At 47.3% G+C, this 26446-nt stretch carries 23 protein-coding genes; 15 read left to right on the top strand and 8 right to left on the bottom strand.

Annotated features, from left to right (window positions below; translation table 11 throughout):
* The 12 genes from V202x_RS00110 (at position 1) to V202x_RS27295 (ending at position 12712) form a co-directional block, all read left to right on the top strand.
* Entirely contained in the window at positions 1-1371 is a 1371-nt protein-coding gene (locus tag V202x_RS00110) for a lactate utilization protein B (RefSeq protein ID WP_145170060.1), read from the top strand.
* Positions 1358-1975, top strand: a complete 618-nt coding sequence (locus tag V202x_RS00105; protein ID WP_145170058.1) for a lactate utilization protein C — start codon at positions 1358-1360, stop codon at positions 1973-1975. The genes V202x_RS00110 and V202x_RS00105 overlap by 14 nt, the downstream gene beginning before the upstream one ends.
* Before the next feature lie 90 nt (positions 1976-2065).
* On the top strand, positions 2066-2638 hold the full coding sequence (locus tag V202x_RS00100) for a hypothetical protein (RefSeq protein ID WP_145170056.1): 573 nt from the start codon (positions 2066-2068) through the stop codon (positions 2636-2638).
* A gap of 177 nt (positions 2639-2815) precedes the next feature.
* On the top strand, positions 2816-3631 hold the full coding sequence (locus tag V202x_RS00095; protein WP_145170054.1) for a hypothetical protein: 816 nt from the start codon (positions 2816-2818) through the stop codon (positions 3629-3631).
* A gap of 75 nt (positions 3632-3706) precedes the next feature.
* Positions 3707-5092 carry a sulfatase gene (locus tag V202x_RS00090; RefSeq protein WP_145170052.1) on the top strand — a complete coding sequence of 462 codons (1386 nt, stop codon included), beginning with the start codon at positions 3707-3709 and terminating at the stop codon, positions 5090-5092.
* Positions 5089-6522 carry a sulfatase-like hydrolase/transferase gene (locus V202x_RS00085; RefSeq protein WP_145170050.1) on the top strand — a complete coding sequence of 478 codons (1434 nt, stop codon included), beginning with the start codon at positions 5089-5091 and terminating at the stop codon, positions 6520-6522. Before V202x_RS00090 ends, V202x_RS00085 begins: the two co-directional genes overlap by 4 nt.
* Before the next feature lie 36 nt (positions 6523-6558).
* Complete coding sequence (locus tag V202x_RS00080; RefSeq protein ID WP_232098740.1) at positions 6559-8055, top strand: sulfatase; 1497 nt, start codon at positions 6559-6561, stop codon at positions 8053-8055.
* Between the two features lie 31 nt (positions 8056-8086).
* On the top strand, positions 8087-9133 hold the full coding sequence (locus V202x_RS00075) for a 6-bladed beta-propeller (protein WP_145170048.1): 1047 nt from the start codon (positions 8087-8089) through the stop codon (positions 9131-9133).
* A gap of 36 nt (positions 9134-9169) precedes the next feature.
* Positions 9170-11317 (top strand): hypothetical protein, encoded by a 2148-nt coding sequence (locus V202x_RS00070; protein WP_145170046.1) that lies wholly within the window; start codon positions 9170-9172, stop codon positions 11315-11317.
* Positions 11318-11378: 61 nt separating this feature from the next.
* Positions 11379-11795, top strand: coding sequence for a hypothetical protein (locus tag V202x_RS00065; RefSeq protein WP_145170044.1), 417 nt, complete (start codon positions 11379-11381; stop codon positions 11793-11795).
* A gap of 314 nt (positions 11796-12109) precedes the next feature.
* Positions 12110-12478, top strand: a complete 369-nt coding sequence (locus V202x_RS00060) for a hypothetical protein (protein WP_145170042.1) — start codon at positions 12110-12112, stop codon at positions 12476-12478.
* Between the two features lie 63 nt (positions 12479-12541).
* Positions 12542-12712 carry a hypothetical protein gene (locus V202x_RS27295; protein WP_197993135.1) on the top strand — a complete coding sequence of 57 codons (171 nt, stop codon included), beginning with the start codon at positions 12542-12544 and terminating at the stop codon, positions 12710-12712.
* Positions 12713-12719: 7 nt separating this feature from the next.
* On the opposite strand, the gene V202x_RS00055 is transcribed toward V202x_RS27295, so the two are convergent.
* From V202x_RS00055 to V202x_RS00040, 4 genes are all read right to left on the bottom strand, one after another.
* Positions 12720-13691, bottom strand: coding sequence for a ketopantoate reductase family protein (locus tag V202x_RS00055; protein WP_145170040.1), 972 nt, complete (start codon positions 13689-13691; stop codon positions 12720-12722).
* A 21-nt stretch (positions 13692-13712) separates the two neighbouring features.
* On the bottom strand, positions 13713-14384 hold the full coding sequence (locus tag V202x_RS00050; protein WP_197993134.1) for a methyltransferase family protein: 672 nt from the start codon (positions 14382-14384) through the stop codon (positions 13713-13715).
* Positions 14385-14488: 104 nt separating this feature from the next.
* Positions 14489-14872 (bottom strand): rhodanese-like domain-containing protein, encoded by a 384-nt coding sequence (locus V202x_RS00045; RefSeq protein ID WP_145170036.1) that lies wholly within the window; start codon positions 14870-14872, stop codon positions 14489-14491.
* A gap of 480 nt (positions 14873-15352) precedes the next feature.
* Positions 15353-16330: a DUF1559 domain-containing protein gene (locus V202x_RS00040; protein ID WP_145170034.1), complete on the bottom strand. Its 978-nt coding sequence runs from the start codon at positions 16328-16330 to the stop codon at positions 15353-15355.
* Positions 16331-17456: 1126 nt separating this feature from the next.
* On the opposite strand from V202x_RS00040, the gene V202x_RS00035 reads away from it, so the two are divergent.
* The 3 genes from V202x_RS00035 to hpt are packed head-to-tail and all read left to right on the top strand — an operon-like array spanning position 17457 to position 20760.
* The gene (locus V202x_RS00035) at positions 17457-19136 is read left to right on the top strand and encodes a hypothetical protein (protein ID WP_145170032.1); all 1680 of its coding nucleotides are present in this window, start codon (positions 17457-17459) and stop codon (positions 19134-19136) included.
* An 18-nt stretch (positions 19137-19154) separates the two neighbouring features.
* Complete coding sequence (gene truD / locus V202x_RS00030) at positions 19155-20228, top strand: tRNA pseudouridine(13) synthase TruD (RefSeq protein ID WP_145170030.1); 1074 nt, start codon at positions 19155-19157, stop codon at positions 20226-20228.
* A 13-nt stretch (positions 20229-20241) separates the two neighbouring features.
* Entirely contained in the window at positions 20242-20760 is a 519-nt protein-coding gene (hpt, locus tag V202x_RS00025) for a hypoxanthine phosphoribosyltransferase (protein ID WP_144979507.1), read from the top strand.
* Between the two features lie 22 nt (positions 20761-20782).
* Here hpt and V202x_RS00020 read toward each other — a convergent pair whose 3' ends face one another.
* The 4 genes from V202x_RS00020 to V202x_RS27290 all read right to left on the bottom strand — a co-directional run bounded on the left by V202x_RS00020 (position 20783) and on the right by V202x_RS27290 (position 26446).
* On the bottom strand, positions 20783-23284 hold the full coding sequence (locus V202x_RS00020) for a DNA gyrase subunit B (RefSeq protein ID WP_145170028.1): 2502 nt from the start codon (positions 23282-23284) through the stop codon (positions 20783-20785).
* 102 nt (positions 23285-23386) lie between these two features.
* Positions 23387-23740 (bottom strand): DUF721 domain-containing protein, encoded by a 354-nt coding sequence (locus V202x_RS00015; RefSeq protein WP_145170026.1) that lies wholly within the window; start codon positions 23738-23740, stop codon positions 23387-23389.
* A 3-nt stretch (positions 23741-23743) separates the two neighbouring features.
* Positions 23744-24874, bottom strand: a complete 1131-nt coding sequence (gene dnaN / locus V202x_RS00010) for a DNA polymerase III subunit beta (RefSeq protein ID WP_145170024.1) — start codon at positions 24872-24874, stop codon at positions 23744-23746.
* Positions 24875-25411: 537 nt separating this feature from the next.
* Positions 25412-26446 (bottom strand): DnaA ATPase domain-containing protein, encoded by a 1035-nt coding sequence (locus tag V202x_RS27290; protein WP_197993133.1) that lies wholly within the window; start codon positions 26444-26446, stop codon positions 25412-25414.

Genomic DNA, 26446 nt, shown 5'->3' with positions numbered 1-26446 from the left:
ATGCCTTCACATCCAAAATTAGCCAATGAATTTGTCAAAGATAAAGAGCGCGCCAAATGGCATGACCAGTCACTCTGGTTCGTACGTTCGAAACGTGACAAGGCCGTCCATCAGTTGCCAGAGTGGGAACTGCTGCGCGAGCAAGCCTCGAAGATCAAATCGTATGTGGTTTCGCATTTACCTGATCTGCTGGAAGAATTCGAAAAGAATGCGAAAGCCAAAGGCGTTCACGTTCACTGGGCACGGGATGCCAAAGAACATAACGAAATCGTGCACAGCATTTTAAAGCAGCATCAGGTTAAGCGCGTCGTCAAGAGCAAGTCGATGCTCACCGAAGAATGTCATCTCAATCCGTATCTGGAGCGGCATGGAATTGAAATCGTTGACACTGACCTCGGCGAATGGATCGTTCAACTGCAGGACAAACCCCCCAGTCATATTGTGATGCCCGCGATTCATATTAAAAAAGAAGAAATTGGCGAGTTGTTTCATGAGAAACTGGGCACCGAAAAAGGAGCTTCCGACCCGCAATATCTGACGGAATCTGCCCGACAACGCTTACGTCAAAAGTTTATTGAAGCGGACGCCGGCATCACAGGTGTGAATTTTGCCATTGCTGATACAGGCGGATTTGTGGTTTGTACGAACGAAGGCAACGCCGACCTGGGAACGTCGCTGAACAAACTGCACATTGCCTGCATGGGGATTGAAAAACTCATTCCCCGCGCCTCTGATCTGAGCGTCTTCCTGCGACTCCTGGCACGCTCGGCTACAGGGCAGCCGATCACCACGTATTCCTCCCACTTTCACGGTCCCGCCCCTGATAGCGAATTACATATTGTTCTGCTGGATAATGGCCGTAGTGAAATTGCAGACAGCGATGAATTCCGTCGTTCTCTGAACTGCATACGTTGTGGCGCCTGCATGAATACCTGCCCCGTATATCGACGTAGCGGCGGTTATAGTTACAGCAACACTGTTCCCGGACCCATTGGTTCGATCCTGGGGGCCGCACATGATACGAAAGCAAATTCCAGTTTGCCGTTCGCCTGCAGTTTATGTGCTTCCTGCACCGATGTTTGTCCTGTCAAAATCGATCTGCATCATCAGTTGTTGACGTGGCGGAAGGAAATTCGTCTGAAAGGGCTCCTTCCGCTTTCAAAACGTCTTTCAATGAAAATGATGAGCTGGATGATGCAGGCACCGCGTCTGTACCAATTCGTAGGAAAGATGGCTCGCAAGATTGTGCCCTATTTACCACGGTTTTTAGTTTACAATCCCTTTAATGCCTGGGGAAAACAGCGCGAGCTGCCTGACATGCCTAAACAGAGTTTCCGAGAGTGGATGAAACAAAATCATGACCGCAAGTAGAGAAGCTATTTTAAACAAACTCCGGAAACAGTCCATTCCAGAAACCGAATTGCCCGACCTGCAACAGCCAGAGTTGACGCAACAATGGATCACCTACCCCGATCCACGTCAGCAGTTTTCTGACCTGTTAGCTTCGATCAAAGGTCTCTGTCTGCAGGTAAAGAACGTCGAAGAAGTCAATCAGCGACTGGCAGAACTACCCGTCTATCAAAAATCAAATAATATCTGCTCACTGATTCCTGATTGTGGTCAACCGACGGTCAATGTGGATGACGTCACTGATCCACATGATTTCAAGGACATCGACTTTGCCATTTTGCCGGGTGAATTCTGCGTGGCCGAAAATGGCGCGACCTGGATCACCAACGATGGCGGCCCTTTACGGACCCTGTATTTCCTGTCGCAACACGTGGCCTTGCTGGTACCCGCTTCAGAAGTCGTACCGCACATGCATGCCGCCTATGAAAAGCTCCATTTCGAAAACCGAAGCTTTGGCACCTTCATGGCGGGCCCCTCCAAAACCGCCGACATCGAACAATCTCTGGTCATCGGAGCCCACGGCGCAAGATCTTTGACCGTCTTTCTGGTTGAAGAACCTTTTTAAATCTGGTGTGTCGAATACGATTGAATCTGAATTACTTTTCAGACGCTTTATATTTTGATTCCGTCTTCAATCGTTAAGTATCATGCCCTTATGTCTGACCAGAAACTCCTTCAGCAATTTGTAGAAGCATTTCAACGGTTCGATGAGATGTTCGCTCCTGACGGCACACCGGTGGAACTCCTCATCGAACAAAAAGTGGATGAGTGGGACAGTTGGCGCAATGAACTGAAGTGGCAACCCAAATTTATTGAGACAAGCCCTGAGAAATTAGCGCCCCTCTATTCTCGCATTGCTGGCCGCTTCCCTCTTCTGTATGAACAGCTTGTGCTTTCATTCCGTTGGCTGGAAGTAGATTTGAAAGTCATTCGATTACTTGGGAATCCTCCTGGGCCCGACTTCACGGACCTGACTCAAGCCATCTTTAACGACCCTGTTATTGCAGACGTTTTGATTCCGGCTGGGTTTATTCCGTTTGCACGTTCTTCCATCAACTATGATCCGATCTGCTTCGATCTTAATGCGATGTCACGGCAACGTGATTGCCCAATTATCCAGTTTGAACATGAAGCAATACTATGTCATTTAAAAATTGGTGATTATTGGAAACGCTGGACCTCGTTTCGAGATCTGATGACAAAAGTCATTTTCCAGGATTACGAATAAAGCCTGCACGCGTGCTACTTGATTAGGTTTACTAACTACGAAATACGCGAAACCTACAAAAAATCCTGTTCGTGAGATGTTCAGCTAGATAGCATAAACTGTATTGGTCGCTATTAGTAGAAGTCCAATGTAGTTCTTTTCAAAATCAATGTTGTATTGATGGTCAGGAGAAACCTCATGGTTGTCCGGTTTTTTACTTTCTTAGTGATAGTCATCATTAGTTTTATCCATTGTGAATGGGCGAGTGCTGCTGACAACTACTCGTTTCCCGCATCCTACTATTTACCCGGTGATGCCTTCTTCCATACGGTCATTACAGAGAAGACACTGAAAAAACTAGAAGAAAATCCAGATTATGCGTTTGAATATAACCGTTCCCATTGGAATTACACATTTCCTGGTTACTATTCTTTGTCATTGGGAAAACAGAATCGAAAACTAGCAAAACAAATCAAAAAAGCCTACGAAGAAGTCCGCTATAGTATGCGACTGCTTCGATTGAAAGTCAGAGGAAAATCACCGAATTCTATTTCGGGTAAATCCTCTGAAGAAAAAACAGAGTTCGTGGAGATCAACGGCCCAGATCTGTTCTTTTACAACGAAGATTACGATTGGAAAAAGATGCAGTTCGCGATCAAGTACAATGAACACTGGCATCAAGAACTCATGAAGTTTGGATATCCGAATGGAGACTATGCACCGTTCGTCAAAACACCAGAAGCAATCATCCAATCCTGGCGATTTAGTACGGTTGTGCCACCCCTGTCCGTTCAACTCCCTGATGTACCGATCATAAAACATCGGGCAGTCGATGCACCGATGATTGCCAAAGGTCGTCTTAGAGCCATTATGCTCCCTGACAATAAATATAAACGATATTATAAACGGAAAAACTACTTACATCTTATCGAAATTACAAATGAAGGATACTTCACTTACCATGCCAGTGAAGGAGAGTGGCGTCAAAGTGGCGTCAAATTGGACAATAAGTAATCGTCGTTTTTAAAGAGGGGCTGACTACGAATCGTTAATCTAACCTCTAATGCTCTCATCAAGAAAGTCATGTTCATGGGAATACGAAACTGGATTCAAACTTTGGCAATAGTTGTAACAGTTTGTTGCACACTCGCAGTTCAAGTGCAAGCGAAACAGCCCAATTTTGTGTTTATCATGGCAGACGACTGTACGTTCCGCGATATTGGTTGTTACGGCGGTCAGGCGCATACGCCACACATTGATCGGCTGGCTACAGAGGGAATGCGTTTTACGCGCTGCTTTCAGGCGGCGCCGATGTGCTCCCCCACACGTCATAACATTTATACTGGCCAGTACCCCGTTAAGATCGGCGCTTATCCCAATCACACGAATGCCAACCCCGGTGTCAAAAGTATTGTGCATTATCTCAAACCGCTGGGCTATCGCGTGGCACTCAGTGGCAAAAGCCATGTGGGACCCAGGTCGGTGTTTCCCTTTGAAAAACCAAAAGGGGCAGACCTTGTCGAAGCAGCTGAATCCTTTTTTTCTGATTGCAAGGCAGACGATGATTCTTTCTGTATTTTCTTTTGCTCAAAAGAACCGCACACACCCTGGGATAAAGGCGATCCATCCCGCTACGATGCGAGTCAACTAAAGTTGCCACCTTACTTCGTTGATACTCCCAAAACGCGCGAAGTCATGACACAATACCTGGCGGAAATTACTTATTTCGACGGAGAGGTCGGCGGTATTCTTGCCGCACTTGATAAGAACGGTCTCCGCGAAAATACGCTCGTTATCGTCGTCAGCGAACAGGGCAGCAGTATGCCCTTTGCCAAATGGACCTGCTATGATTCCGGTCTGCAGTCCGCCTTGATTGCTCGCTGGCCCGGTAAGATCCAGCCAGGAAGCATTAACCACGCGATGATTGAATACGTCGACCTGGTTCCCACTTATGTCGAGGCCGCAGGTGGCACACCCGATCCGGTACTCGACGGCAAGAGCCTGCTGCCTGTTTTCGCCGGGAAACAGGAACACAAGGAATTTGTATTTGGTGAAATGACAACACGCGGAATCATCAACGGCTCCGATACTTTTGGCATCCGTTCTGTGCGTTCCAAAAACTTCAAGTACATCTGGAACTTCACGCCGGAAATCGAATTTCGCAACATCTGCATGAAATCGCCCGAGTTCAAGAGTTGGGAAGCAAAAGCCGCCGCCGGTGATGCGGACGCTGCCGAAAAGGTACGCCGCTATAAAAATCGACCTGCAATCGAACTTTACGACATCACTAAAGATCCGACCGAGTGGAATAACCTGGCCAACAAACCGGAATACGCAAAAGTGCAGGCTGAGCTGAAAGCGAAACTGGATGCCTGGATGAAACACTGCGGCGACAAAGGGCAGCAGACCGAAATTGATGCTGATAAACATACCAGAGGCGGCAAGAAGAAAAAGAAAAGGAAGAAGCAATTATGATTCCACGATTGATTCTGTTAATCGTTTTCTCGGCATGTATGGTTCAGGCCGATGCCGCAACGAAAACAACAAAAGAGACTCGCAAGCCGAACATCATCCTGATCATGGCCGACGACGTGAGTTGGGAATGTTTTGGTGCCTATGGTGCAGAAGACTATAAAACACCAAACATCGACGCGCTGGCAAAACAGGGCATACGATTTAAAAACTGTTTCTCGACCCCCATCTGTACCCCTTCGCGCGTGAAGCTGATGACGGGGAAATACAATTTCCGCAACTACACGCATTTCGGCTATCTCGATCCGAAAGAGAAAACATTCGGCCAGATGCTGCAGGCCGCGGGTTACAAAACCGCCGTTGCCGGTAAGTGGCAACTCAACGGAATTTATCACAAAGCGGAGGGATACCTGGATAACACGCGCCCCTTCAAAGCGGGATTTGATGAATATTGCCTCTGGCAGGTGACCCGCGGCAAGAACATGAAAGATGGTAGCGGCGAGCGTTTCTGGAGTCCGGCTCTGGAGCAAAATGGTAAGTTCCTGTCGATCGAACACAACCAGGGGAAATATGGTCCGGATATCATGTCTGATTTTCTCTGCGACTTTATTGAACGGAATCGGGATCAACCTTTCTTCGTTTACTATCCGACGACACTGGTGCACAATCCTTTTGTGCCGACGCCCGACACCATCGGTTCCGCGCCGCGAACTCACGATGCCAACAAACAACCGAAAAGTAAAAAAGCCAGGAAAGCCAACTTTGTCGCGATGGTCAACTATCTGGATAAGATCATCGGCAAAATTGTGAAACGAGTAGAACAGGCGGGGCAGTTGGATAACACGCTCATTCTGTTTACCGCCGACAATGGCACAAATGTTGGCATCACATCGCTATGGAACGGACAAAAGATTCGTGGGGGCAAAGGTTCTACCACCGACATGGGCACACACGTGCCACTGGTTGCCTACTGGAAAGGACACACGCCTCAAGGCGTGGTACTGGATGACCTGATTGACTTCACCGATTTCTATCCCACGTTCGCTGCGATGGCAGGTGTGAACCTGGGAAAAGACGATCCCATCGATGGCCGCAGCTTTCTACCTCAACTGAATGGGGAAAAAGGCCATCCCCGTGACTGGGTGCTTTGTCACTACCAACCTTATTGGGGACGCTTTAAAGGCAGTCAATTTGTGCGCCAGGCTCAATTCAAACTGTATCGTGACGGCCGATTTATCAACGTACCAAAGGATCTCAAAGAGAGCCAGAATTTGGCTGAGGGACAAGCCGGTAACAGCGGCGAACAGGCCCGACGAATGCTGCAGCAGACGTTTAATTTAATCCCCCCTGCCCCGCCAGTACAAGGTGGTAAGGATAAAAAAACACGTCCCATATACCCGGACTGGAAAAATATCGTGAATCCCAACGATTAGCCTTCACCCCGAACTTCGGATCAGAAAGAAGAGAACGTGAACAAGACACTTTTAAAAATAATAACCCTCTTGTTAGCCATAGCGCTGGTTCTGTCCGCTGGGGTACAGGCGGCAGAGACACCTGCGAATACAAAGCAGCGACCGAACATTGTCTGGATTGTTGTCGACGACATGTCGAGCCACTTCGGCTATCAGGGAGAGAAACTCGTCAAGACGCCCCACGTGGATCAGCTCGCACGGGAGGGTGTCGCGTTCAGCAACGCCTACGTGACGGCACCGGTCTGTTCTACATTTCGTTCGGCCGTGATCACCGGCATGTATCAGACCACGATCGGCGCACACCATCACCGTAGTTCCCGCGGGGCGTTAAAAATTCACTTACCTGAAGGAATCCGCACCATCCCCGAACTGTTTCGTGAAGCGGGTTATTTTACAACCAACGCAAACGCGGATGGGACCCGGCCTGGAAAAGAGGATTACAATTTCGTTTATCAGAGATCGGACCTCTATGACGGTGTTGACTGGACTCAACGTGCCGCTGGCCAACCGTTCTTTGCGCAATACCAACTGTCAGGGGGAAAGCTGCGTAATTCGAAAAAGGCTTACGAAAGAGTGAAGGCCGAACTGGATCATTTGGTCACGGCAGAAGAAGTGACGCTGCCCCCTTACTACCCGGATCATGCCGTAATTCGCAACGACTGGGCCGAATACCTCAATTCGGTCATGTACACCGACAGACAGGTCGGGCAGATCATTGCCCGCTTGAAAGCAGAAAATGTGCTCGAAAATACGGTCGTTTTTTTTCTGACCGACCATGGAATCAGTCACGCACGCGGCAAACAGTTTCTCTACGAAGAGGGGCTGAAGATTCCGTTCGTGGTCTGGGGTCTGAAGTATGAACCCGTGGGATCAGTGCGAGATGAACTGATCTCACACATTGATCTCTCGGCCACGAGTCTGGCACTCGCCGGAATAAAGATTCCTGCCAAAATGCAGGGACGCCCCCTGTTCGGACCGCAGGCCAGGTCCCGCAAATATGTGGTCTCGGCCCGCGATCGTTGCGATGAAACCGTCGATCATATCCGTAGCGTTCGCAAGGGTCACTTCAAGTACATTCGCAACTACCTTCCCGAACGTCCTTATCTGCAGCCCTGCAAGTACAAGGATGCGAAACCCTTCATGCCCGTATTGCGTGAATTACACGCCGCTGGAAAACTGAACGCCGCCCAGTCGTTGCATCTCGCTGAGACACGGCCCGAAGAAGAACTTTATGACCTCACCAGAGATCCCTGGGAAATTCATAATCTGGCCAGCGATCCTGCCTACGGTAAGCAACTCACCGAATTTCGAGGATTGCTCGCGAACTGGGAACTCGAAACAGACGACCGCGGCCGCTTCCCCGAATCGGAAGCGATGTACGATAGCGATATGGCTCCCTACTTCGAGAAGTCCCGCAAAAGAAACCCCGATCAGGCTGCCATCCTGGAAGCGAATATTAAGCTGATGAAGCGTTGGCGCGCTGCAGGCAAATAAATCCCAATCACTATTTCGCAGGAAACATTCCATGTCAGACCACTGGCTTCATCGACGCGACTTTTTATATCAATCGCTGCTCTCTGGAGCTTGCGCGATGGGAGCCCGTGAGTTGGCAGCACAGGAAAAGAGGTTGCCTGTGTTGGGACAGGGTAAATTTCAGTATCGTCCCGTCGCGGGTTGGGGTGTGCTGGATGCCAAAACGCCTGTGAAGAACTGTAGCGCGATGGTCGTCGATTCCAAAGGCCGGATCTTCCTGTTAACCGATCATCTCAAGAACAATGTGATCATTTATAACAAAGACGGTCAGCTGTTGAATAAGTGGGGCACTCGATTTCCCGGTGCGCATGGTCTGGAGATCGTGCAAGAAGAGAATCGTGAGGTCCTGTTTATCACTGACCTCAATCGGCATCGAGTTTTCAAAACCACGCTCGACGGTGACATCCTGATGGAACTGACCTACCCCAAATCCATCGGAAAATATGCCAGCGAGAAAGAGTTTCGTCCTTCATGGACGCTACACTTACCCAACGGTGACTTCTTCGTTCTCGATGGTTACGGCAAAGACTACATCATGCGCTACAACCGAGACGGCAAGCTTTTAAATTACTTTGGCGGACCAGAGGGAGGCATCGCGCACTGGGGGCCACATGGAGGCATTATCGATGTCCGCGGTCCCGGTGAACCGGAGCTGGTCATTGCGATGAGCGATCAGCAGACGATCAAGCGTCTGACTCTGGAGGGCAAACTGATGGAAGAAATTTCACTGCCCGGTTCGAACCCGCGTATGATTCAGATTGTTGGCGACTATATGTTCGTGCCACATCTGGCGGATAACTGGCCCAAAGACCGACAAAGCCTTGGTTACATTTCTGTGCTGGATCGCGATTATCAAATCGTGTCCAACATTGGCGGCTCCGCACCTCGCTACGTGAACGGCAAGCTGCAACCCATGCAACAACAAGGGGGCTTTTTCCGTCACCCGCACGATCTGGTGGTTGCCTCCGACGGCGCGATCTATGTACCTCAATTCGCTTCCGGAAACACCTATCCGGTGAAGCTGGTCCCCGAGACGTAACTCACTTTGACGACATCACCATCGCGGAATCAATCCATGATCAGAAACCCTTTGATTTTTACACTGCTTAGCATCATTACGTCGGTGTTTTGCTTGCATCCCGCTCTCGCACAAACAGAGGCTGCATCTGCTCCCGTTGATTGCAGCACACTCACCGGCAAAGTCATGGTCGGATATCAGGGCTGGTTCAACTGCGCAGACGATGGAGCCAATCTGGGCTGGAAACACTGGGCGCGAAATCGCAGGAAACCATTCGCACCAGGAAATGTCACCGTCGATTTGTGGCCCGATGTGTCGGAGTTGGATCCCGATGAACGATTCGCGACAGGTTTCAAACATGCTGACGGCAGCACGGCAGAAGTCTTCAGCAGTGCGAACCGTAAAACGGTCCAGCGACATTTTCGCTGGATGCGTGACTATGGAATCGATGGTGCGTTTTTGCAGCGTTTCGCATCAGGGTTATCAGCTCCGGCCCTGTTACGAAACAATAACACGGTATTGTCTCATGTCCGCGCGGGAGCAAACCAGTCGGGACGGGCGTTTGCAGTGATGTATGACCTCAGCGGTTTGAAAGCCGGGCAGGTCAAGCGCGTACGCGAAGACTGGACTCGGCTGTGCGAGCAGGAGAAGATCACCGGCGATACAACCTATCTGCATCACGAAGGCAAACCGCTGGTGGCGGTCTGGGGAATCGGCTTCAGTGACAATCGCCCCTATTCACTGGGAGAATGCTTCGAACTGGTGAAGTGGCTGAAATCCAGCGGTTGTACGGTGATGCTGGGTGTGCCTTCGTTCTGGCGCGAGGGGACCCGCGATGCCGTTAACGATCCGTTACTGCATGAAATCATTCAAGCCGCTGATGTCATCAGCCCGTGGACGATTGGTCGTTATCGTTCGCCCCAAGAAGCAACTCGTCACGCGACCAGAGTCTGGCAACCCGATCAACGGTGGTGCGAACAGAGGGAACTCGACTTTCTGCCTGTGGTGTTTCCCGGATTCAGCTGGCACAACCTGCACGGCGGGAAACTGAATCAGATTCCACGGCTCAAGGGCGAATTCTTCTGGTCACAGGTCAGTGCCGCGAAGCGCGTCGGATGCAAGATGATTTATGTCGCCATGTTCGACGAAGTTGATGAAGGCACCGCGATCTTCAAATGCACTAACACTCCGCCGACCGCCAACGGAGCCCAATTTAGTACGTTTGAAGGTCTGCCAAGCGACCACTATCTCAAACTCGCCGGTCGTGCGGGAACACTGCTGAAAGACAAAAGTGTCTCGAAGGCACACGCGAATAAAAGTCCCGGACATCGATTGCTCATCGGCTACGGTGAAGGTTTGATGGAGTTAGACCAAGCGAACAATATCGTCTGGCATTATCAGGATCCCGAAATCGAGCTCGTCTATGATGCCTGGAAATTAGAAAACGGAAATATCCTTTTTTCCCATCGATTCGGCGTGCGCGAGGTCAATCCCGCCAAACAAACCGTCTGGGACTTCAAAGTTCCCCGGGAGAAAGGGAAGCAGGAAATCAACTCCTGCCAACCTCTGGAGGACGGCAAGGTTTTAATTCTCGACTGCGGCAATCAAAGGCTGTTGGAAGTCAACCGCGGGCAGCAGGTAACCTTAGCCATTGATTTGCCCGACGGAGGAAAGAACCCCCACAACCGCTATATGCAGGCGCGCAAAACACCACAAGACACGTATCTGATCTCTTACCGTGACAACAAGAAAATCCTCGAACTGAATGCGAAAGGCAAAATCATCTGGCAATACGCGCTTCAGGAAAACGACCGCCCCTTCACAGCCATACGCTTAGAGAATGGTCGCACTCTGGTACCCTGCATTACGTCATACCGGATTATTGAAATCGACCCTGAGGGCAAGATCACCTGGGAGTTAAATACGAAAGACGATCTGGGCTTTCAGCTCTTGTACCCTGTTGGAGTTCACGTGCGCAAAAATGGAAACCTGGTCGTCATCAATTCCGACTATCATCATAAAAAAGGAATGAATAACGACGTACAGGCCTTTGAAATCAACCGCCAAAAGCAAGTGCTGTGGACCTTAACCAAAGCCGATCTTGAGAAAAATGGCAAAGTCCCCGTTGTAGAACGCGGCACTAAAATGCCCTCGCATCATCTGTTGAGTATTCAAGTGCTGGGAGAGCCACTAGAATTGAAGTAGAACATTTGAAAGCAGAACTGATTTTTTTGAACCGTTTTAACTACTCAACTGAGGTAGAATCATGAACAATCAACTTCCTGATTCCGTTCGCATAATAATCATCAGCGTCTCATTGATTTTCGGATTCTTTTTAGGGTTATTGTGGTACTTCTCTCTCATACCAGCGGCAATTCTTTTTTATGTGGCGCAAAGGGCTAACGCACGAAACCAGCACAGCCCTTCTGGCTGGCTCGAATTTGTTTCTTTGGCTGGCATGATTTCTGCGATGGGAATTCTCGTTTGTTGCCATGCTGGGACAATAAAATGGCTTGAGCATTCAGGGCATCAAAACATCGCTCGCAGCATCGACATAGCGCTCATCGTCGCCTTTGTCATTTCAACAAAGCCCTGGAACAGATGGCGCAAACGCGACAAGGTGCCTGAGCTCCGGCTCGAAGGACAAATTAGTGACCTTGAAAATGAGCCCCGTCACGGATAGAAAAGCGTTTTTAGCTACCCTTTTTTAGTAACTGTCAAAAATGTCAAATAAGTGGTTTTTTCAGCATGCAAATTCCGCGTCGCACCTTTTTTAAATCCTCATTGGCTTTTTCGCTGAGTGAGATCTATCCGGCTTCTCTCCTGCTGGCGAATAACGAGGCCTCACCCACCAACTGAAAACAGGATTTTCACGACCACCGCTAGGTTTGGGTGTGATTCAATGTCCTCTTTTCTGAATTCTCAGATCAGAAACCTAAACAGGATGCCGTTTCCGAGTTCACAGGCACGTGGAGCACGATCTCCGGAACGAACTCGGTGATTTTCAGTATCAAAGACGATGGTGAAGCGGTGATGATTCTCCTGCAAGACGGTGCATACAACATGGGCAATGTAGCTTGGAAGCCGGTTCCCGGAGGAATATTGATTGACGGTTTACCCCGGTTCCGGTTCTGGAAAGGCAGGAACCGCAACGAAGCGCGTGTCGAGATTGAAGCACTTCCGCCTGAGATGACCAGGTCGGACTGGCAGGAGTTTCCCCTTTCCTTCTTCATGCGTCGTGCCATCAGCAGACGTTTGCCGAAGCAACTGCAAGAGCGAAGTCTGCCAAAAAACTGGGGCAATGCGACACTGCCTCCCGAATGGGATCAAGCAGCAGGACGCAGACGCGTGTATCGAGAGAAATAAAAACCGGTATGGAAACAAGTGGGTTGATGTGTTTTTTAATCTTCGCAAACAGAAGGATGCCCCATGACAAAGAACATTAAGATCATCACAGGGAGTCATGTCGCCGTTTATACCTCGTTCCCTTGCCGGATTGACGTGACCTGGCTGGTGATGGAATTGATGGTTGTCCTCGCGGCCACCACAATGCTCGCGTTCTTTTTGAACCTGCGTTCGGGTCGGCAGAAGGAGCTCTGATTCTCATTCACTTAACTCGGCTGTCCGAATCGGCGGCGGGTTCTGGCTGCTCGTCGAGATACTGGTATAGTTTGTCGATCGATGGTGTGTTGAGGCCTGCTTTCCGTATTAATTTTTGGAACTCATCGGCGAGGGTCTTCATTTCGTCCCGTGCTCCAACGGCATGACCGATCTTGATGCTCGCTGTTCTGTCTTCAAGTCGACGTCTCATCAATACGAGGAGCAAGGGTTTTGGAAGCCATTGGAACAACAGGTGTATTTTTGGTGTGATCGGGACACCAATCTTTGAGAGCACTTTGTAACCCTCGCGAATGGCTCGCAACATCAGTAGGAGGGCCTCGCGCGTGTGAGCCAGCTTGTGAATGTCTAAATGGACCATGTACAGGGCGTTAGCTGTGGGACTGATTTCCGCGACATGCGTCTTGAGCCACGCATCCATATTTGTGCAAATCGATACGGGAAATCCGGCTGATCGAAGTGTGTTGGAGATCGCCTTAATACGCAGTGACTGGCTGCCGTCAAGCTCGCCGATGGTTGTCGGCTGCTCCTGCTTTGCGAGAATGAAGTATCGGATAGTGTTGTTGTGCGCCACTGAGGCGGCTCCGGGAAAACCCAAAAGCACTCGTGCCTGACCAAGCGCTTCGACCATTTTCCCGGCACCCGCGGCATTGTTACCTAAGAACATCACACTGGGTGTCTGCTGGTTTCTGGCCAGAATCGGCAGCACTTCCTCAACGTGATTCCTGGGCAAAAAAACCAGCACCAGGTCGTAGGTATCCTCGGGTTCAAGAGACGCGACCGTTTTCACATGTGTTGTAGTCTGTCTCCCACTGCCGAATTCTTCGAGAACAATCCCCTGCTCACGAATCTTTTCCAGATGCTTGCCTCTCGCCAGCAGGGAAACGTCCTCTCCCGCTTCTTTGAGCAGTGCCGCGTAAAGACTTCCCATATGGCCTGCACCGTAAACCAGGATATTCATGGTGCTTTACCCTTATCAGTGTTACCAGATGCCCGGGATCAGGCGAAAACGAACCCGCTTTGTGTAATCTGTGTAGCCCGGGAGTTCTGCTCTGAGTGTGCGATCTTCAAGAGCCGTGCGGATCGCAATTCCGATCACAGAGAGCAGTGCTGGAATCAAGGCCCATGCCGACGCAAGCAGAAGTGGTGTCGAGAGTACCCAGGCCATGAAACCAACATAACCGGGGTGACGTAGATAAGCATAGGGACCCGAGTCGATCACGCGATGGCCACGGTCCGTCTGAATGCGTACCGTCTTCTCGAAAAACGGGTTCACGACCATCGACCACATGAGTAGTGCCGAGCCGAGAACGAAGAGCACCAGGCCAAACGGCCATGCCATTTCCGTCAGTCTTGAGGCACCGTCTCGAAACTCAAGTCCGGCAACAATATAAATCGCGATGATCAAAGGCGCGAACAATGCGGCCCAGACTTTGTCCCAGGTCTTCGTTCCTTTGCTGAAACGCATTCGTGCCGCGATCAACTCAGGATTCCAGAGTTGCAGGCAGACCCAGTTGATAATCATGTTTATGATAAAGAGACCTACATAGATCCAGCCGAGTATCCAGTCCAGTCGACCCGCGGGAACAAAAAGCAGTATTGCAAAGAAGACTGTCGTCCCCACGACGGCCAGCCCGACGAGGGCTGGCGACACAGGTTCCAGGGAGTCAGAACGCGTCTCCAGATCGACCATTTCGGAGTGTTCCTTGTCTATTGTCTCGTGAAATTACAAGACCGTCGCTGACTTCGATTCTGTTTTCATTTTGATTTTTGAAAACCGGATTCAATCAGTTCTTCGTAGCCCTGTGGGAGGGGCCGGACTTTATCGTTATATTTTTTCAGAAGGCTCGCGGCGATTTTGGCACGAAATCCGACGGCACAATGAAGATATACCACTTTATCCTGAGGTAACTTTTTTTGTTCTGCGGCTGTGATTCCATCCTGCAGGCTGCTCAGTGGCAAAAAGATCGCCCCTTTGACATGTCCCGCATCCCATTCGCCTTTTTCTCTGACATCGACGAGCACGGCTTTTTTACTTTCGACGTTCTTTTTAATCGTCGCCAGAGAATCCTTCGTATGCTCCACGGCGAAACCCATTGATGTGATCAGCAGGGTAAAGACAACAGCACAAGTCCACTTCATGATTCGTTTCCTGTTTTATTATATGAAAGAGAATGCCGTAGGGGGGGGAAATTCATTTGAACGTTAATCGGTATTATAGCGTTTCTTATGGCGCTTTTCTATGTGGGAAATTGGAGGTTATTTTTTGTGGGGTGATAAAAAGAATCTTGTAAAACTTTGACCCGGCGAGGGGAACTGTTCGTTTTCGAAGTTATGACTTCCAAATGCCCAAACTGTGGACAGACACGGCGAGTGTTAGCTTTTAGGATCGTTTCTGATGTCTGTGAGGAATGTGGGCACCTTCCACTACAGGCACGGATCACTCGGCTGCACAACAAATCCGGGTCGTCACAACTCGTCAGATCAGCCGAAATCGAGGAGGGTTGGTACCTGACGAAATATGAGCCTGTCCTGAGATGAAAAGTGAGTGGTGTAAAAAAGACCTGGTCTATTTAGTGTCTCGATTCTTGCATTAAATTCGTATAACCTTGTTCTGTCTGGTTAGAGAGGTGCTGGGTTTCCATCGTTCGGTTGGATGGCGTTTTTGAGTATTTGAGCTGGGGTTCCACTCGAGATTTTTTTGACGGCACCGTCCGCGAGCGTACAGAGAAACTCACCATTGGCAGATTGCCCCAGTACGCTGATCGGGTTGGCTGCATTCAAGGGAAGATCAATGGGTTGAGTCCAGGGCACTGCTTTATTTGGACCCGCTTGGACAAAGAGAATCGTATTAGAGCTACCGTCCGTGAATTTCCGCAGTTGGGGACCCTGACCGCCGGTAAAGGGAGTGTCTTTACCGGAAAAAGTCATGATCGAAGTATAACCCGGCTTACTGATTCCATCACATGTATAAATAGCTGGCATCTTACTGAGCAATGCTTTGTTTTGTGGGCTGTCCCAAGGTTCTTTCAGGTTGAATTGTTTGTAAAGTTCTGCCTGACCAAGGAAGGGAAGCATGTGAACGCGCCAACTTAACAGTGGCTTGCCATCGACCAAATGAGCGTCCGCGGGAGGAAAACGAGTGAATGAATCGTGGAAATTATGAAACGCCAATCCAATTTGCTTCATATTTTCGACGGCTGATTTTTTCACTTTCGGTGCATCACCATTGACCATGGCATCAGCTTTGTCTGTCATGGCTTTTGCCAAACCACCCCCAGGTTTGTCTGAAGAGAACAGGAAAAACCCAATACCACCCACGACCAGTACGCCAACGATACAAAACGCGATTAATACACTCTGATTTGAACCAGAAGCTGACTTTTTCTTGCTCTGCTTTTTGGGTTTACTCCTGGCACGACGACGTGTCGGCGGAGTGTATTCTGCTTCTTCCTCCCAATCTTCACTGAAATCATCGACCTCAGCCTTCGGTATTTGAACGGGCGCAGCACACTGACGGCATTTGATTTTTTTGCCCGCTTTATCATCTCCGACTTTGTAACCTTTGCCGCATTTTTTGCATTTAAAGCTGATAGACATCGTTGTTTCCAGAAAGGTTTTCTATTGATGTGGCCTCTGAAAATTCATTTCCAAGCCAATATTTCACATGCGGCTTGAGACTGGAACTGATCCTAAATCAGACCGTAAATTATTTTAACGACGTCTCACGCCCGACATCAAGCACGGAATGAATTTCTGCCGTTATTTCGTAAACCGATACATCGAAATCGGGGAGAACTGATACTTGACAAAATATGAACCTGTCTGAAGATGAAAAGGGGCGATGTAAAAGATGCTGGTTTCGCTGTCTTATATTCGACTGAGATCTGCTTTTTTATTTAGCTAAGACTCTTGGAACCACTGCCGGATTTTCATCTGTGGTGTGTTGAATCATATCGGGTAGAATCGTTTTGGGTGTGTTTTGCGTGGTCTACTCCTTTTGTGGGTCTACGCATGACACTAACGGCGGCTAGCGCCGTGCCGCTCAATTTGGGGTGCTTTGGTTTGGTTGCTGAATGGGTGTCTGGTTTTTGAATTGTTTCATTTGTTTTCTGATCTCCATCAGGCATGTTGTTTGTGGTGTCATCATCATCGTGAATGGCAGGGTGCGGTCAAGTTTGACTTATGCGCCTTAGTGTCTCGGGGTCGGCACTTTCGTGACGGGAAGATTGCGAAATCAGGCTCTGGCAGGGTCAGATCGGGTACCCAAAGTAGTGATGATTGGGAACCGGTTTTTGTGTTGCCGGTTGAAACGTTGCTCAAACGAGGGAGTTTTATAGTGACAGGATCGACAGGAGAGAAAGTATTCACTAGAAAGAAATTTTTCCTACGCGCGCGCGACGCAGATCAGAGAGTTTCGCGAGTGGCGTGTTGGCGTCAAGGGGTGTTTTTTCAGTGGTAAAATCAAGATGAGAATGATGACGGATTTGTTCAATAACACCTGGAAACAAGGAGGTTAGCTGTACTCTCATCAAACTGGCATCGTCTGTGCTGAACACAATTGCCGTTTCATTGTTTGTGTCAATTTTGAAAAATTTTGCAACTTGATGACTCTCAGACAGGTAAACCTGATATACCGGGTAAAATATTGGTACACTGACTTTGCCAATCATCAATCAAGTAATACGAACACTCGTTCTTAAATTCCAGTCGAAGGGGATTTTTCGTGCAGATCACAATTTTCAATTCCTATCTAAAGCGTTCGATACTCACACTCTGCGTTCTGGTGACAGGCACATTTGCCTGTTTGCAGTCAAGTACTGCTGAAGAACCCCGCAAAGCAAAACTGGATTGGAACAAGCCGATTGCCGTGGCTTCGATCGCCAGCATCGACCGGGTACTGGAAGACATCGATTATTTGTTTGGAACCGTGGATAAGCCAGAATATCCTGCCATGATTAAAGGGTTTCTTGCTCAGTATCGAAACCTGGAAGGTTTGGATAAAACCAAGCCGCTGGGAGTCTTTGTATTTCTCAACGAGGGTGTTTCCCCGCAACCCACGGTGGTCGGATTCGTTCCGATTAATAATCTGGATGAATTAACGGCAACACTGGACGAAGTCGGTTTTGTATTGGCACCTGTTGAGGGAAGCAAAGATCGTTACACACTGGCATTACCGAATTTCTCGGTACATCTCAAAATGGCTCACGGATATGCGTTCTTCCAACTGAAAAGTGAGGCCCTGGATCGAGATTTTTACAATCCCGATGATTTCACACGTGCTTTAGCAAAAGAGTACGACATCGCAGGATCACTGTTGTTGAGCAATGTTCCTGAACCGATGCGAATGATGGCCGTTGATCTCTTGAACGCCAAAATGGATGAGAGTTTACCTCGTAAGCCAGGTGAAAATGACATTCAATACCGCGGCCGCAAAGAAACGACGTTGTTTCTCTTAAAACAATTCGAAATGATTGCCCAAGATGGCGATAACCTGACGATTGGGTATACGCTTTCGAAAGATAAAAAGCAGATTCGGCTCAATATGGGAGTTGATGCAAAACCGGGCACTAAGCTAAGCGATGAATTAAAAACACTTTCTCAGGCATCCAGTCAGTATTCATACCTGAATGCAAAGTCGGCAGACTTTCTGGGGTATAGTCTGCTTCCATTAAGAAAAGATGTCGAACAGAAAACGATCATTGATTTATTAGAACAATCGCAAGTCAATATTCCTCCGGTTTTAATGGGTGATGAATCGAATCCGGGACCTGTTTACAAAATCATGGAATCGGTCAAAGCCACCATTCGTTCGGGTAAGCTTGACAGTCAGATTCAGATGTTACAGACCTCAAAAGAAAAACCGGCTCTGATTGCCAGCGTAAAACTTTCCGAAGGAGATGTGTTCAAAAAAGGCGTACAGGACTTTTTTGAACTGATTGCGCAAGCAGAAGATACAAATGGAATGGAAGGTAATGTCGCTGAAGTGGAAGGAGTCACCATTCACAAAGTCGCTCCCAAGGATTTAAAGAAAAATGCAAAAGACTTCTTTGGAGAAAACCCTGTCATATTTATCGGCTGTGGTCCCGATGAATGCTGGCTGGCAATGGGAGAAGAAGAGTCTCTGGATCTGTTAAAGAAAAATATCTCTGATCGAAAAAGTCATTCCGGCGAGAAGAAACCGGGGGCCTCTTTTCTACTTTCATTAAAATTCGCCTCGATCATTCCTCTCGTCGAGGACACTGCTAAAAACCGGGAATTTATTGAATCTGCGAAAGTCGCGTTTGCTCCGGGTGGCGACTTGATGACATTTTACCCTAAAATCACAGCCAATCGAGCCAGTCTCAATCTGGAATTGGGTGAAGGTTTTATACGGCTCATTTCATTAGCAATTGCAAACCGTTAATAGAACCCGAACTCCGATATGTCTGAATTCAACAGTGAAGTGCTCCCTTACCTCACAGCAGGCTTACCGGGAATAGGTGGAACGTTAAAAAGTATTGCGGAAGATTTTATTGTTGAGGAAATCCCTGTCTATGCTCCGTCAGGAGAGGGCGATCATCTTTTTCTCTGGATCGAAAAACGCAATCACTCTGCACAATTTCTCGTACAGACTTTAGCCCGGCAACTACAAATCAATCCACGCGACATTGGCGTTGCCGGGATGAAGGATCGTTATGCGGTGACACGCCAATGGGTTTCCGTGCCGGCGGAATGTGAACCGCTGCTGTCTGAATTTGCCTTTGAAGGTATCACGATTCTGGAGGCTCAGCGACATGAACGGAAGCTAAAAACTGGTCACCTTAGAGGAAATCGCTTTTCGATTCTGATCAGAAACCCCTGTGAGGAAGCATTTCCTAAAGCCAAAGCCATTCAAGAGAAAATTCAACAAGAGGGTTTTCCCAACTATTACGGTAACCAGCGAATGGGCCGCGAAAACGAAACTCTGCTGATGGGGTTGAAGCTATTAAGAGATGAACGTGTACCCGGGAAATATGTTCGTAACAAATCGTTAAAACGGCTTGCATTGTCGGCGGCACAGTCTTGTCTGTTTAATCGCGTTCTCTCTGATCGTATTTCCGATCACATGCTGCACATGGTTTTGCTGGGAGACGTGATGCAGGTTTGTGAGTCGGGCGGTGTATTTGTTGTGGACGATGTGGAACGGGAACAAGAACGGTTTTCACTTCATGAGACCGTCATCACTGGGCCCATTATGGGTCCTAAGATGAAACAGCCTACGCACGGAGTTCTAGAACGCGAGCAGAAAATTCTTGATGAATTTTCTCTCGAACTTTCTCATTTTTCGCGTTATAAAAAACTGACTTCCGGTGCCCGCCGACCATTTCTTATCTGGCCCGATCAACTTAAAATAGAGCAGACAGATGATGGCATTTTATTCCAGTTTGTTTTGCCCTCTGGCGTGTATGCGACGATGTTATTGAGGGAATTTATGAAACAGGAGAGTTCCGTATTGCCATCCAGTGATTCGCTTTGAAAGGTGTTTTCCTGTGAAAGTTCTCATTGATCAAGATCAGATCAACTCACGCGTTGTTAACCTGGGACGTGAACTCGCCAATGAGTATCAAAACAGACAACTGACTATTATTGGTATTTTAACTGGTAGCCTGGTCTTACTGGCAGACTTGATTCGCGCAATCGATGTGCCTCATCAGGTCGGTCTGATTCAAGCGTCCAGTTATCGAGATAAGATGACGGCTGGTTCGCTGAAAATCAATTTAGATTACTTGCCTGACATCACCGGGAGAGATGTGTTGCTCGTTGACGATATCTTTGATACCGGAAGAACAATGGAAACACTGTTGGAACAAGTCAGTCAACGCGAACCACTCTCACTGAAATCTGCAGTGCTTCTCTGGAAAGAAGAAGCGACCGAAGTCGATCTCACTCCCGATTATCACTGCTTTAAAATCCCCAACCATTTCGTCGTTGGTTATGGTCTGGATTTCAACAATGAATACCGTCACTTGCCTTTTATTGCTTCCTTAGAAGGCTCAGATTTGGTTTGATCTGGTTCAGTCGCTCACGACATCAGACATCGAGGTTTTTCACATCCAACGCATGCTTTTCGATAAAGTCCCGCCGCGGTTCAACGATATCGCCCATCAACACACGGAAGATTTCATCGGCAGCAGCGGCGTCTTGCATTCCCACCTGAAGTAATACTCTTTTTTCAGGGTCCATACTGGTTTCCCAGAGTTCCTCCGAGTTCATCTCGCCCAGTCCTTTGAAGCGCGTTAATTTTAGACCTTTTTCGCCGATGTCTCTAAGAGAGGGAAGTAGTTGTCTGAGATTGGTTAGACGAACGTCACTGCTTCCACTATGGATACAAAAAGGGAAAATTGGCTCGCCATTTCGATTTCCTGGCGAGTAGAGATCCTTCAGTTGGATTCCGTAACCTCTCAATTTTTTCAGCAGTTCGTTGATAGAACGAATTTCATGTAAGTCAGTGACTTGCAGCGCACCTTCTTTTTCGAACTCTTCTTCACTTTCCTTATCTGCTTCTGCATCTGACTTTTCACCATTGCCGTTGTCATCGGCAATCTGCAGTTCATCACCTCGCTTTGCTTCTTCTTCTTTGAGAAATTCAGACATTTCCTCTTGAGTGGAAAACCAGAATTGTTCCTTACCCAGAAAGATTCGATATTGAGGAAGCAATCCTTCTTCAGTGGCAAAATTATTTGCCATGAATTTCAAATCGATTCCACGCCGATCAAGGGTGTCCAGTGGCTCTTCGAGGTCAGAAACTAAGTCCACCAGCTTTTCTAACATCTCACCCTCAAAGATGGTTCCATCTTCGTGTTCTAAATTCGAACCACCAAGAGCTAAATCAACCAGCTGACTCATCATTTCTTCTTGGGTCTGAACATACCGCACTTTTTTGCCTTGAGTCACACGATACAATGGTGGTTGTGCCACATAGACACAGCCATGATTCACCAATTCCCGCATGTGGCGAAAGAAGAATGTTAACAGCAATGTCCGAATGTGACTGCCGTCAACATCGGCATCGGTCATCAGAATAATCTTGCCGTAGCGACGTTTTGTGACGTCTTCCAGAGCTGCTCCGGGAGGCACGCCAACGGCTTTGAAAATATTAGAAATTTCCTGGTTGTCTAAAATCTTGACTAATTGTGCTTTTTCGACATTTAGAATTTTACCACGGAGTGGCAAAATGGCTTGTATGTTAGAATCCCGACCTGTATCGGCAGACCCTCCCGCGGAGTCACCTTCCACCAGGTACAGCTCGGTAATATCGAGTTCACGGCTACGACAGTCGCGCAGTTTCTCCGGCAAACCTCCTGTGGTGAGCGCCCCTTTTCGACGAACCATCTCGCGCGCTTTTTTAGCTGCTTCTCGTGCTTCGGCAGCCAACAGCCCTTTAAGAGCGATTTTCTTAGCGACTGCAGGATTTTCTTCGAAGAATTTCGTCAGGTTTTCATTAACGACGGTCTGCACGATGCCTTCGACTTCACTGTTACCCAGTTTTGTTTTCGTCTGGCCTTCGAACTGGGGATCAGGCACACGGACGGTAATGACAGCCGTTAACCCTTCACGAAAATCGTCACCACTGGGTGTATAATCTTTGAACAAATTTGTTTTTTTACCATATGCATTAATCGTTCGCGTCAACGCACCACGAAAACCGGAAAAGTGGGTTCCCCCTTCAAGGTTATAGATGTTATTTGCAAAACAACGGACATTCTCATGAGAGCCATCATTATGCTGGACAGCAATATCGACCTGAACTGCTTCCTGTTCTCCTTCAATATGAATGATTTCTTCGTAAAGAGAATTTTCTGTGCGGTTCAGGTGTCTTACAAACTCAACCAAGCCCTCTTCATAATGGAACTCGTCGGACTGACCAGAGCGTTCATCAGTGATCCGAATTTTGACTCCGGCATTTAAGAATGCGAGTTCCTGAAGTCGTTTTGTGAGAGTGTCATAAAGAAATTTAGTATCTGGAAAAATCGTTCCATCTGGCTTGAATGTAATCTTAGTACCATGTTTTTTAGTTTTCCCCAATTTTTGAAGAGGGGTTTTGAGAGCACCTTGTGCGAACGACATCGTCCAAACATGCCCTTCGCGACGGACTTCAGCTTCCAACCACTCGCTAAGTGCATTGACGGCTGTAATACCAACACCATGTAAACCACCGGTTCCTGTTTTGTATCCCCCTTCTCGATCGAATTTTCCTCCGGCGTGAATCTCTGTCAAAACGACTTCAAGAGCGGGACGGTTATTCATATCCGGCATCACACCAATTGGAATGCCACGACCATCGTCACTACAACTGACACTGCCATCAGCATTGATTTTTACATTAATTACAGAGGCATATTTGTTAACACATTCATCGATCGAATTATCAACCACTTCATAGACGAGGTGGTGCAGACCCCGCAATGTGGTATCACCAATATACATTGCCGGTCGTGTGCGAATTCCTTCTACACCTTCCAAGGCACGAATATTAGACTCATCATAGTCTGTTTGATTTGTATCTACTTGATTTTCTTCTGTCTCACTCACGCTAAATCACTCCCGTGAATTAATAAAATTGTTTCTACTCTGAGAAACGTTGACCGATTAATTGTCGGCTTCAATCAGTTCTTTCTTATTCCTTGAATCGAACTAATTTGAATTATTTTTTGCCTTTGATTTCAACCGAAATCGAAGATCGCGGACATCCTGTTTTCCATATTCTGTCTGTAATTTTTGCAGCAATGATGTCTTATGAAATGAATTGAGTTCATTTAATAAAGCTGAGTTTTCAACGCCGATCTGTACGACTCGATTTTTTATCCCAAGAACCACAGTTTGACCGGCAATCTTTTCACCCGCTGCCTGTTCCCAGGCAGCCTTTAAGCGCTGGTCCCCTTGGATACGACCTAATCCCTTTAGCGCAATCAGCTCTGATAACGCTTTAGATAGAGGAACCGCTTTGGGAATCGCATGAGTCGATTTGAATTCATACTGTTGTGACATAAATTACCGTGCTTGTGATAGAGGCATGATAACATATGTGTAACCGTCGTCTGTCTTAAGAACAGCAGCGCTGTCTGAATCGATCAATTGCAATCGAATATGAGCTGCCGAATCTAAGATTTTGAGGAAATCAGCGAGATAACGCACATCAAACGTAATCACGATTTCGTCACCTTCGAACGGAATGGGAATTTCAACCTTTGATTCACCCACAGAAGCGGCAACACTTTTCAACGTCAACAAACCATTAGCAAAAATAAAATCTACGCCCCGTGTTTCCACATCCGTTACGATCTGAGCCTGACGTGCGGCCCCATAAAATGTCCCCACTTCCAAATCAATATTGTAGGTTGGCTCGGGTGGAATGACATCACGGTATTTGGGGAATCTTCCTTCGACGAGTCTGCCAAAAATTGTAGAACGGCCACTTTTTACGATGACATCATTGGCACGAATGGCAATCTGAATACTTCCCTCATCACCAATTAAGGTTTTCTCAATCAGTGACATCGCTTTAGCAGGAATGACAGGACGATTATTCTGGTATGCTTCTTCTCCTTGATAAGTACACGCCGACTCTACCATGGCTAGTCGACGACCATCGGTAGCAGCGAGCGTTAATTTAACATTTTCAACATCAAATAATACACCTCCCAGGGCATATCTGGTGCTTTCCGGATCCGTGGCAAATACCGTGCGTCGAATCATTTCACGAAATGATTGAATAGGAAGTTCGAAAAAGTTCGATTCGCTAAATGATTCTACAGAGGGGAACTCAGAAGGATCATTCACTGAAAGGCGAAACTCACTTTTTCCTGCCTGAATCAAGATGTAATCCTGATCTGCACCATCATCCTTTTTCAGCTCAATTTCTACAGAATCGGTTGATGCTTCGCGTAAGATAGCAACCAATTCGTGAACTGATAGCAAAATCTCGCCGGGTACCATCACTTCAACTTCTTCAAAGTCAAATCGAATACTAACTTCCAAGTCAGTTCCACTTAAGGTTGCTTTACCATCGCCTGCTTCGAGTTTAGCACACTTTAAGATTTCTTTCGGCGAACGGGAACTAATGACGCTTCCAATCATTTGGAAACCAGAGAGCAGCGTGGACCGTGAGCAACTGAGCTTCATGTTTGAATCAACTTTTGTAAGGTTGCGAGTTGGAAATATGTGAATGCCAATGTCATTTTAGAAAGCTCTTTTGACAGGCAGAAATAGCGAATTTTGAGATGATCTTATTTTATTGAATTTCTTTGAATTTCACAATCATCTGGGGGCATCGAATCTCGACAACAGAGTTGATTTTCAACCTTGTTTTACTATTAAAAGATTTTATTTAGTAGTAGTAGTATCAGAAGGGGGATTTCAATGTGGATATTGAAAAGATAAGCAGCATATCTAATTGATATTAAACAACTTATGAATACATGTGTTCTATGTGTCGATGTGGATAACTTGTTCGTTTATCAGTGAAGAAGAGTGGAATGAATGGTGAGTTTTAATGGCCCTTGTGAAAGTGGCTATAGGTGCTGTGAATAAACATTTGAGTTACTGATAAATATCAACTGTGATTGAACACGTTATCCACAAAATGGAATAATCAAATCAGGAGAAATGAGAGAAGAAAAAGCAATCTGATCGGCCTTGTTTTTGAGTTTTGTCTGACTGTTAAAAAAGGTATATCCCAAGTCGTTGCTTGATGCGAGATACTTGTTGTCGTAATCCTGGTGATTTTTTAAGATCGCGTTGAATTTGACGGTAAGCATGAATAACCGTGCTGTGGTTCTTTCGATTAAAATAATCAGCAATTTTTGCTAATGATTCCTTAGTCAGTTCTCTCGACAAGAACATGGCGCACTGTCTGGGAATAACGATTTGTTGAGAGCGATTCGCGGAGCGAATTTCTTGCAAGCTGGTTTTAAATTCACGACAAACGGCCTTTGATATTTTTGAGATACTCGTTTTGGGTGTTTCTATGTTTCCTTCCAGATACTGTTTCACAAACTGTGAGTTGATTGGTTCTTGATTAATATGACTCACGGTCTGGAGCTGAGTTAATAGTGCGTATAACTCGCGTGGAGAGATCGCTTTTTTATGGGCAATTGAGGAAAGCTCTTTTTTCTGAATGTGAATCTGTTCGAAGTTAGCCCAGAAGGTCAATAATTCCAGCCGGCTTTGATATTTTAAGGGACTGATTAATGCACAGACTCCGCCATGAAATCGGTTTACAAGTTTCTTTTGAAAATGAAGTAGTTCTCCTGGTGGATTCGTAGAAGAAATCAGGACTCTTCCACCCTGTTTCATAATTTCGTCTAACAAACTCAATAATTCCCGCTGAGTTTGAACACGATTTGCTAAACTTTGGATATCTTCAAGAATGAGCAGGTCAAGTGAACGGAATTTTCTTTGGAATTCAGGAATACGATTGTTCGTAGAAGCAGCAGCAAACTTAGCGGCAAACTCGCTGGCAGTAATCAGTTTGAGCGATAATCCAGGATGAAGTTCGATGAATTCCGGCAAAATGCTTGTCATCAGAGCCGTTTTTCCACACCCGGAAGGTCCATAGAGATAAACTAATTGCGGATCGGGGGTATCAATTTCGTGTAATAATTCGCTAATCGCTGTGTGCGCGTATTGGTATTCTTTTAAGATCTTAAATGGTTTAACAGACATGGATTGCTGTTGTTTTACGGCTCTTGACAT

The organism is Gimesia aquarii, from assembly GCF_007748175.1.
In the GTDB taxonomy this organism is placed as follows: Bacteria; Planctomycetota; Planctomycetia; order Planctomycetales; family Planctomycetaceae; genus Gimesia; species Gimesia aquarii_A.
The sequence above is the reverse complement of the archived record's forward strand: the minus strand, read 5'-3'. Positions and strand labels throughout refer to the sequence as shown.